Source organism: Bordetella sp. 15P40C-2 (assembly GCF_009763235.1).
In the GTDB taxonomy this organism is placed as follows: Bacteria; Pseudomonadota; Gammaproteobacteria; order Burkholderiales; family Burkholderiaceae_B; genus Bordetella_A.
In genome coordinates this window covers 83,079-92,538 of sequence record NZ_WSJA01000007.1, presented here as the reverse complement: position 1 = coordinate 92,538, position 9,460 = coordinate 83,079, and the positions used below count along the sequence as shown (strand labels likewise).

Below are 9,460 nucleotides of genomic sequence, written 5' to 3'. Positions count from 1 at the left end.
TTGAGCACGCCGATGATCTGTTCTTCCGTGAATCGCTTCTTCATTGCCGTTCCTTTATGAACGGACTCTACAACAATTTCGTACTAATTACGGGGAGCAGGTCAGTCCATCCTTGAATAACGGTAAGGACGCCACTGTTCCATCGACCAAAAGGGGTAGCTGGTTTCCTACCAAATCCATCAAGCCCGGTGACGAACCCTTATACGGCACATCGATCATATCGATGCCGAGTTCAGATTTCATCATCTCCCCCGCCAGGTGAGATGTCCCCCCTTGACCTTGTGTGCCAAACGTCAATGGCTGTTTAGCATCCTTCGCAAAGGTGACTAGCTCTCCGATCGTGTTGAAAGGGGTATTGGTGGATGCTGCTAACACGAGTGGATTCTCGGCGAGCAAAGAAATCCCGGAAAAATCGTCCAGCGTATAAGGAAGGGATTTGATCAGATGCGGATTGGTACCGAACGTCGTTGTACTAGTCAGTAAAACGGTATAGCCGTCCGGAGCCGCTTTGGCCGCCCGATCTGTGCCGATAATCGTACTGGCACCGGGCAGGTTTTCGACGTAGACGGAAACCCCTAAGTACTCGCTCATTTTTTTAGCGAGTTCCCTCCCTAAGGCGTCGGCACCGCCGCCGGGCGAGAAAGGAACGATGACCCGTATCGACTTTTCAGGATAGTTCTGTTGCGCGGCGCTCAAGGTGGGTGACAATCCTGCCAAGACACATGCGACGCTGAGGATCCGCTTCACAAATTGTCGTTTTCCTCGGTTTTTCATTTGTTTTCTCCATAGTGGTTTAATAATTGGTGTTGGAGGCGCAACAAAGCGCATGCACCCGTCTGGTGAATGCTTGCGCGGCACCGTTATCCAAACTCGTATATTTTTCCCACGCCGCCCAGCTAGGGCGCGTGGGCTTGTAGCGGCTTGGACTCAGGGTCACCCGGCCTGGCTTTCGCCAGGCGCAAGCGGACCGACGCGGGTCGTCGTCGCGTCTCTTGTGCCATCTGCTTCGATGAGACTATGCGAGGGGTTAGCCAAACTCGCGTTCGTTGACGCCTCGCGAACCGAGGCCATCGAGTTTGAACAGCCGACCCGCGAGCGGTTGGTGTTCCTTGTCGTTGACGGCATGAAACTGGGAACTGGTCACGAACAGGGTGTCGAGGTTTTCGCCGCCGAACGCGCACATGGTCGGATATTTAACAGGTAGCTGGATTTTTCGTACTAGCTGCCCATCAGGCGAATACCGTGCAATTGCCCATTCGCCGAACAAAGCGCACCAGTAGTAGCCTTCGTCGTCGAAGGTGGCGCCGTCAATCAAGCCGGTAACCCCCTCACCGCGCGAGAACACTTGCCGCTCCGATAACGTGTTGCTTTCCAAGTCTACTGACCAAGACCAGATCGTGTTCGTGATGGAGTCGGCGGCCAATACCTTGTCACCGCTTGCGTTGACAGCTAATCCATTGGCCATGGTGACCCCATCAGAGACCTGCACATAATGGCCGTCCGGGAACAGGCGAAAGTATCCTCCTAGTGGCTCATTGGCATCGCAAGTGCTGCCAAACCACCAGCAGCCGCTGGCGTCTGCCTTGCCCTCTTTGGGGCGCGTACCGGCAGCAAGCTCCGGCGAGAGGATCAAGGTCTTTGTCGCCTGAGTCCCGCACGCACTAATGTCAATCGCATAAATTCCGCTGCGAAACGTTCCTATCAAGCCTCCATCCCGGCGAAATCCGACCGAGCTGACACGCTCGCCCACATCCCAATCCGTCACGCTGCCTGAGGCAGTCATGCGGAAGATACGGTTAGACCGGACATCTACCCAGTACAGAGCGTTGTCACGGCTTGACCACACTGGCGACTCACCGGTAACGGAGACAACGTCACATGCGGGCTGAATATCGATATTGGAATGCATAAAAAACTTGTTTCACAAAATAGAGGGCGGGGAACGCTGAGCTAAAAAGTCGTCACTGAGGCGAATTTGTCTTCGCCGCAAAGGCCCTGTTCTCTTCAAATTCTTTTTGAATTTTGTCCGAAAAATCTTTTCCGCTGACATTCGTCACCGGCAGCATGCCCGAGGCTTTAAAGCTGTTTTGCAACTTGGGATCGGCCAACGCGGCGTTGACCGCAGCCGTTAATTTTTCTGTAACTTCTTCGGGAAGTCCTTGCGGTGCGACCACGCCATACCAAGGGCGAATGTTCAGTTCCTTGTAGCCGAGTTCATCGACCGTGGGCACATCTGGAAGCGCGTCAAGTCGCGCGGAGGAAATCACGGCAATTGGCTTAGCCTTACCCGACGTGACCAGGGGTTGGACCAAGTAGCCGACGTCCATCAGAAGGTCGATATTCCCACCCATGAAGTCCGTCATGGCTGGTGCCGAACCCTGGTAGGGCACGCTTTCTATCGAGATGTCGAGTCTGTCATTGATCTTCTGCACCATCATGTGCTGCAGCGTGCACATGCCAGCTGTTCCCTGCGTGTAGGCGCCAGGTTTGGCCTTGAAAGAACTCACCAGATCGGCGAGACCTTGCTCTTTCATCGTAGGTTGCATGGCCCAGATCATGGGCATCTCGGCAACCAACGCGATCGCGGTGAAGTCCTTGATAGGGTCGTAGGCGATTGTCGTGTTGCAGGCGGGGTTCACGACGTGGGTGGAGACCGCGGCGATGCCTAATGTGTACCCGTCTGGCTTTGAACGCGCGACCTGAGTGCTGCCGATGGCGCCACCCGCTCCGGGTTTGTTCTCGACAATCACCGGGTTGTCGAGGCTGCGGCTCAACGCGTCGGCGAGACTACGCGCAACCACATCGCTCGGCCCACCTGCAGCGAATGGGACGACCAACTTGACGGGCTTTTCAGGATAAGCGGCCAGCGCGTTGCCCATGCAGATCATCGCAGCGACCAAAGGGGCGAACTTACAAATCATTTTCATAGTGTCTCCTTGACTGCATCAGCATCGAAGCGGACTGACAATGCGCGAGCGAGTCAATAGATAGAGCAAATAATATTCTTATAAATCAATAGCTTATGTTTTAGCCGTATTTTCAATACGAGACTTTATAGGTTGTTGACACCCGCTTTTAGGCATATTTGGAAAAAAAATGGGGGGTCATTTCGACTTTATTGAACGCGCTGATCGCGGGTATGCCGCCGCCAGTACATGACGAGGCAGGCCTCGGGCAGGCCTGATGAGGTCCGGCTTTAAGCCTCCATGCCAACTGGTACGGGTTCCACAGCACCCCGACGTGAAATGTCGAGATCAATCCGCCTCATGATGGCAGCCCCTCGGCGCGAACCAGCCGTTCCATTGCCCTCTCCAAAATCGCGCGGGCTTGTCCTGCGGCGTGCTCCAGCGATTTATGCAGCAGCGCGTCGTCCTCGTTGCGCGACGCGCATTGCGCGCTGTAGCGTTCGAAGCTGCCAACCATCATTAGCAGATCGGCCAAGTGCCTGGGACACTCGCATTTCAATCCGCTGCCGGCCGCCATGATAGCCATTAGCGCAGCCTCATCGAACTTGAGATCTGGCACCTCCACAGCGGGCTCATCGGGCAACCGTTCTCCACTCAAAGCCGACCGACACAGCGATATCAATTCGCTGTTATCCGCGGGGATTCGCGCAACCAGACAACCCTGAGATCGCAGCCTGCGGATGGTTGCGCTGGCACAGTATCGGTATAACACCAATAGGGACGCGCCTGCGCAGGCATGCCTGGCCTCCAGAATGGACGGAACGGCGCTCTCGTGAAGTTCCGATTGCTCGATCACCAGCACGTCGATTCGGGCACCGGGCGACGGCAAGCCGGTTTGTTCCAGGCTCGCGCCCTGGTGGACGATCTCCATGTCGAGACTTTCTCGCCCCCTGGCAGCAATGCGATGCGGCAAGGCCGCACCGATGCCGGCTAGATGAATCGGTCCTTGAACGGATGCGCCGAGCGACCCGCCAATCTGAGCGTCAGTCGACATTATGAAACGTATTCTGGCTGGCATAACTTTCGCGCTTGCACTGGGCACTGCTAAAGCAGCGGACATCGTCGACACCGCACAATCGGCCGTGTCTTTCAATACGCTGGTCACCGCGGTTAAAGCCGCGGACTTGGTGAATATGCTTAAAGGTCCTGGCCCGTTTACCGTGTGGGTGCCGACGGACGCAGCCTTTGCCAAGGTCCCGCAAGATCAGTTGGATGCACTGCTGAAGGATAAAGCCGCCTTGACGAAAGTGCTGACCTATCACGTTATAGCGGGCAAAGTCATGGCTAGGGACGTTGCTCCCGGCACGGTCAAGACGGTTCAGTGTAGCCCTCTCAAGATCAGCACCAAGGACGGTAAAGTCTTCGTGGAGGATGCTCAGATTGTTCAAACAGACATCGTCACGGACAACGGCGTGATTCATGTAATATACGCGGTCGTGATGCCCAAGTGACGCTCAGCACAATGGCGGGCTGAACTCAGACCCGGAGCTGCCGGTTCGTTTTTCTTAAGATCGCGGTGCTCGCTCTCTCGAATTAATCGAACTCGATCATGAGCGAAGCCGTTCCCATCACAACGCCGCGCACTGCCATCCATCATACTGCTTCGCCGTCGGCATAGCGACGTAGCTGTGCGACGAAACGGGCTGCCGCGGGCGACAGAGCATCATCATCGCGGGTGATCAAGTAAATCGGCGGCAGTCGTGCATACAGTTCGACCGGAAGCACGCATAGCAACCCCAGGCGTCCATAATGCTGCGCGAGCGAGCCGGGCATAATTGCCACCATATCGGAGACCTCCAGCATCGCCGTGGTGACGAGCGTCGACGCCGACTCCGTGATGTTCAGCCGGGTATCGATGCCGCTTTCCTGCCAGGACATGTCAAAACGCACACGCTGCGGAGAGCCCGGCGGCTGCAGAATCCACGGCACCTCGACAAGCTCCGCAAGGCTGATGCTCGTGCGAGCCGCCAACGGATGCTGCGCCCGCGCGACGACGGCGAGCGTTTCTTCGAGAAGTGGCACGCTCACGTAATCACCCTCGCCATGGCCCTCGATTTCCCGACCGAGCACCAGATCCACGTCGCCTCGCGCTAATTGCCGGATCAGCACATTACTTGTGTCGACAGTCACAGACGCCGAAACGCGCGGATGCTGCTGTTTATAGGCGCTAAGCATGGGCGCCAGCAGCTCCGGCACGGCGCCGGGCACACTGCCCACACGCAGTACGCCGCTCAGGCCCGCGCGCAGCGCGACCAGTTCCTCTTGCACAAAACCGAAGTCGTTCAGCATGCGGCGCGCGTAGCGGATCAGGATCTCGCCATAAGGCGTAGGCGTCATGCCACGGGTGTGACGTTCGAACAAGGGCACGCCCAGCGTGTCTTCCACTTGTTGCAGCAACTTGGTAGCCGCGGGCTGACTGATGTGCATGGCGGCAGCGGCGCGCCCCAGATGACGTTCGGCATTCAGATGGCTGAGCAACGCAAGCTGGCGGGTGCGCAGACGCAGCAACAAGGACGGGTAGGCGGGGGGAGAAGACATGTTCGAATCATACACAAAACGATATCGATTCCTGCAAAATTGCTATTGGAATGGAATGACATTACCGCCTAAGCTCTACGTCAGAGGCTTGGCGTACCCCTGGCCGACAGATACCGAAATACGCCGCCACGCATTGCGGCCCTCCCGACTCACAGCAAAGGTATAACGATGAAAACTCAACGTCCTCGTCTCGCGGTACTGCTCGGTGATCCCGCCGGCGTCGGTCCAGAGATGGCCGTCAAATTATTAGCCCGCGAACAAAACCGGCACGCCGCGGATCTACTGGTGATCACCGATCCCGTCATGCTGGCCGATGCACAACGCCTGGTGGGCGTTACTCTGGATACCCTCACGATCGAAAGCCTGGACGATGTGCGCTATGAACCGGGTCGTTTGACCGTACTGGCGCAGAACTGGCTGGATGGCAAATCCCCACCAATGGGGGAATGCACGGTACAAGCCGGGCATGCGTCGTTCCAGGCCCTCGAAACCGCACTCGAGGCCGTTAAGCGTGGACTGTGTGACGGAATCGTCTTCGCCCCGCTAAACAAGCACTCCTTGCGACTGGGCGGTTTGCAGGAGGAAGACGAGCTGCGTCATATCCAGCAAAGGTTGCAGATCCCCGGCTTTGTCTGCGAGTTCAACATCACCGGCAAGCTATGGACCTCGCGAGTCACCTCGCATGTCCCGATACGCGAAGTCGCCGACCTGATCACGCAAGAGACGATCTGCGATGCGGTGAAGATCATCGATACCGCGCTGCGTCAGGCGGGCATCGAGAAGCCCCGGATTGCCGTGTCGGGCTTGAACCCGCATGCCGGTGACGGCGGTTCGATCGGTATGGAGGAAATCGAGGTCATTGCCCCCGCAGTGGAACGCGCACGCGCGATGGGCGCGGACGCGCGTGGGCCCTACTCCCCGGATACGATTTTCATCGCCGCGCGCCGTGGCGATTTCGATGCGGTGGTTTCGATGTTCCATGACCAGGGGCAGATCGCCATGAAACTGATTGGCTTCGAGCATGGCGTGACCTTGCACGGTGGCTTGCCGGTTCCGGTGGTCACCTCCGCTAGCGGTAGCGCATTCGACATCGCCGGGAAAGGCATAGCTAATATCGAAGGGCTGCAGCACGCCTTTGACCTGTGCGTACGCATCGCGAGCAGCCAGCAGCAGCAGCGTCAGGCGGCCTGAACACCTATGGCTGCTTTCGAGGAGACAATATGACAACGCACCGTAAAAAGCTCCGTAGCCGGGCGTGGTTCGACCGGCAGGACAAGATGGGGTTCTATTACCGCTCCTGGCTCAAGAACAGTGGCATCCCGCAGGATCAGTTCGACGGCCGCCCGGTGATTGGTATCTGTAATACGTGGTCGGAACTCACGCCCTGCAATTCGCATTTCCGCGAACTGGCCGAGCATGTTCGCCGTGGCGTGCTGGACGCCGGCGGCTTTCCGCTGGAATTCCCCGTCATGTCGCTGGGCGAGACGATGATGCGTCCCACCGCCATGCTGTATCGCAACCTGGCATCGATGGATGTGGAGGAAGCGGTTCGCGCCAATCCGCTCGATGGCGTGGTATTGCTGATGGGCTGCGACAAGACCACGCCCGCGCTGTTGATGGGCGCGGCGAGTGTCGATTTGCCGACGATAGGCGTCTCCGGCGGTCCCATGCTGCGCGGTTACTACGAAGGCAAGGCGGTCGGCTCGGGCACGAATACGATTTCAATGAGCGAACAGCTGCGCGCCGGCACGATCACGATCGAGCAGTTTCACGAAGCCGAAGCCGCCATGCATCGCTCGCACGGGCATTGCATGACGATGGGCACTGCCTCGACTATGGCGTGCATGGTCGAGGCGCTAGGCATTGGCATGCCCGGCAATGCGGCCATCCCCGCGGTTGATGCGCGGCGTCATCTCCTGGCGCGTGAAGCGGGACGGCGCATTGTGCAGCTCGTGCATGACGATGTGTGCATGTCGCAGATTCTCACGCGCGAGGCGTTTGAAAACGCGATCCGCACCAATGCCGCGATCGGCGGCTCGACGAATGCGGTGGTACATCTGATCGCCCTGGCCCGCCGCATCGGCGTGGATCTGAAACTGGACGATTGGGACGAATTGGGACGCAGCGTGCACTGCCTGCTCGATCTCATGCCGTCGGGCCGCTTCCTGATGGAGGATTTCTTCGAAGCGGGCGGTTTACCGGTGATTCTGCGCCAGCTGGCGGAAAAGGGACTGCTGCATAGCTCTGCGCTGACCGTCAACGGCCGAACGCTGGGCGAGAACATTGACCAGGCCCCCTGTTGGCGACCGGAAGTCATACACAGCTTTGAGAAACCGTTCAAAGAAGACGCGGGCATTGCCGTGCTGCGCGGCAATCTCGCACCGGACGGCGCCATCATCAAACCCTCCGCCGCCTCGCCGCATCTGCTGCAGCATACCGGGCGCGCGGTGGTCTTCGAATCCATCGAGGACCTGCATGATCGCATCAACGATGACGACCTGGATATCGATGAAAACTGCGTGATGGTACTGAAGTACTGTGGACCCAAGGGCTACCCGGGGATGGCTGAAGTGGGCAATATGCCGCTGCCACCCAAACTGCTCAAGCGCGGCATCAACGACATTATCCGGCTCTCGGATGCACGCATGTCCGGCACGGCCTATGGGACCGTCGTGTTGCACACCTCGCCCGAAGCGGCTGTCGGGGGACCCTTGGCGCTGGTGGAAAATGGCGATCTGATTACGTTGGATGTGCCCAAACGCACCCTGCATCTGCACGTGGACGATGCCGAGCTCGAAGCGCGGCGGCAACGCTGGAAAGCGCCCGCCATCCATTCGGAGCGTGGCTATGTGAAGCTGTATGTCGACCACGTCTTGCAGGCACACGAAGGCGCGGACTTCGATTTCCTGGTGGGTAAAAGCGGTGCCAAGGTGCCGCGTCACAATCATTGAGGCAGGATATGCGACTGATTCAGTTTAAACAGGGCGATGGCGTGCAGGCAGCCTTGGTGGTCAATGCCGACACTGTGCGACCGATCGAGATGGCAGGCGGCACCTACGCGCTGGCCATGGCTGCGATCGAGCAAGAGGTGCCGCTCACCACGATGGTCGAAAAGCATCTGGGCAACGCGTCGCTGTCGTATGAAGATTTGATCTCCGCCCAGCGTCTGCTGCCGCCGCTCACCCACCCCGATCCCGCGCACTGCCTGGTCAGCGGGACTGGCCTGACGCATTTGGGCAGCGCCGACACGCGCGATTCAATGCATGCCAAAGTCGCTGCCGATGAAGCGTCGCTCACCGACTCCATGCGAATGTTCAAAATGGGCCTCGAGGGGGGAAAACCGCCTCAAGACCAGGCCGGTGCACAGCCGGAATGGTTTTATAAGGGTGATGGGTCGATCCTGGTGGCCCCCGAGCAGCCGTTACCCGTGCCGGGCTTCGCACAAGACGCGGGCGAGGAACCCGAACTCACGGGTCTATATCTGATTGACAAACACGGTCAGCCGGTGCGTATCGGTTTCGCGGTGGGCAATGAGTTCTCCGACCATGTGACGGAACGGGTCAACTATCTCTGGTTGGCGCATTCCAAGCTGCGAGCCTGTAGCTTCGGTCCCGAGCTGCTTATCGGCGAGCCCGCCGAACACCTGGAAGGCGAATCCCGCATCGTGCGTGATGGGCAGGTCATCTGGAGAAAGCCGTTTCTAACTGGGGAAGCCAATATGGCTCATACCCTGGCAAACCTGGAACACCATCATTTCAAGTATGCCCAATTTCGCCAACCGGGGGCCATGCATGTGCACTTTTTCGGCACCGCGACCTTAAGTTTTGCCGATGGCGTCGTGACGCAGGCGGGCGATCGTTTCGAAATCGAGGTGCCGGAATTCGGCAGGCCCTTGCGCAACCCGATTGCGCCCAAGGCCGCCGATCCGTATGTGAGCGTCAGGACACTGAGCTAAG

Annotated in this window: 9 protein-coding genes; 4 read left to right on the top strand and 5 right to left on the bottom strand. The window is 58.3% G+C overall.

Features of this window, described 5'->3' with window-relative positions; all coding sequences use genetic code 11:
• Positions 1-87 precede the first annotated feature (87 nt).
• The 4 genes from GOQ25_RS04280 to GOQ25_RS04265 all read right to left on the bottom strand — a co-directional run bounded on the left by GOQ25_RS04280 (position 88) and on the right by GOQ25_RS04265 (position 3,960).
• Complete coding sequence (locus tag GOQ25_RS04280) at positions 88-774, bottom strand: tripartite tricarboxylate transporter substrate binding protein (RefSeq protein WP_160349209.1); 687 nt, start codon at positions 772-774, stop codon at positions 88-90.
• Between the two features lie 253 nt (positions 775-1,027).
• Positions 1,028-1,909 (bottom strand): SMP-30/gluconolactonase/LRE family protein, encoded by an 882-nt coding sequence (locus GOQ25_RS04275; RefSeq protein WP_160349208.1) that lies wholly within the window; start codon positions 1,907-1,909, stop codon positions 1,028-1,030.
• A gap of 52 nt (positions 1,910-1,961) precedes the next feature.
• On the bottom strand, positions 1,962-2,927 hold the full coding sequence (locus GOQ25_RS04270; RefSeq protein ID WP_160349207.1) for a tripartite tricarboxylate transporter substrate binding protein: 966 nt from the start codon (positions 2,925-2,927) through the stop codon (positions 1,962-1,964).
• 337 nt (positions 2,928-3,264) lie between these two features.
• Positions 3,265-3,960, bottom strand: a complete 696-nt coding sequence (locus GOQ25_RS04265; RefSeq protein WP_160349206.1) for a MerR family transcriptional regulator — start codon at positions 3,958-3,960, stop codon at positions 3,265-3,267.
• A 1-nt stretch (position 3,961) separates the two neighbouring features.
• Here GOQ25_RS04265 and GOQ25_RS04260 point away from each other — a divergent pair, with 1 nt between their 5' ends.
• A complete protein-coding gene (locus GOQ25_RS04260) occupies positions 3,962-4,417 on the top strand; it encodes a fasciclin domain-containing protein (protein WP_160349205.1) in 456 nt (151 codons plus the stop codon).
• Between the two features lie 142 nt (positions 4,418-4,559).
• On the opposite strand, the gene GOQ25_RS04255 is transcribed toward GOQ25_RS04260, so the two are convergent.
• A complete protein-coding gene (locus tag GOQ25_RS04255) occupies positions 4,560-5,504 on the bottom strand; it encodes a LysR family transcriptional regulator (protein WP_202109324.1) in 945 nt (314 codons plus the stop codon).
• Positions 5,505-5,672: 168 nt separating this feature from the next.
• Between GOQ25_RS04255 and GOQ25_RS04250 the strand changes: the two genes are divergently transcribed.
• From GOQ25_RS04250 to araD1, 3 genes are read left to right on the top strand one after another with little or no spacing between them, the layout of a single operon-like run.
• Positions 5,673-6,695 (top strand): 4-hydroxythreonine-4-phosphate dehydrogenase PdxA, encoded by a 1,023-nt coding sequence (locus GOQ25_RS04250; protein ID WP_160349204.1) that lies wholly within the window; start codon positions 5,673-5,675, stop codon positions 6,693-6,695.
• Between the two features lie 29 nt (positions 6,696-6,724).
• Positions 6,725-8,455, top strand: a complete 1,731-nt coding sequence (locus GOQ25_RS04245; protein ID WP_160349203.1) for an IlvD/Edd family dehydratase — start codon at positions 6,725-6,727, stop codon at positions 8,453-8,455.
• An 8-nt stretch (positions 8,456-8,463) separates the two neighbouring features.
• A complete protein-coding gene (gene araD1, locus GOQ25_RS04240) occupies positions 8,464-9,459 on the top strand; it encodes an AraD1 family protein (protein ID WP_160349202.1) in 996 nt (331 codons plus the stop codon).
• Position 9,460 lies beyond the last annotated feature (1 nt).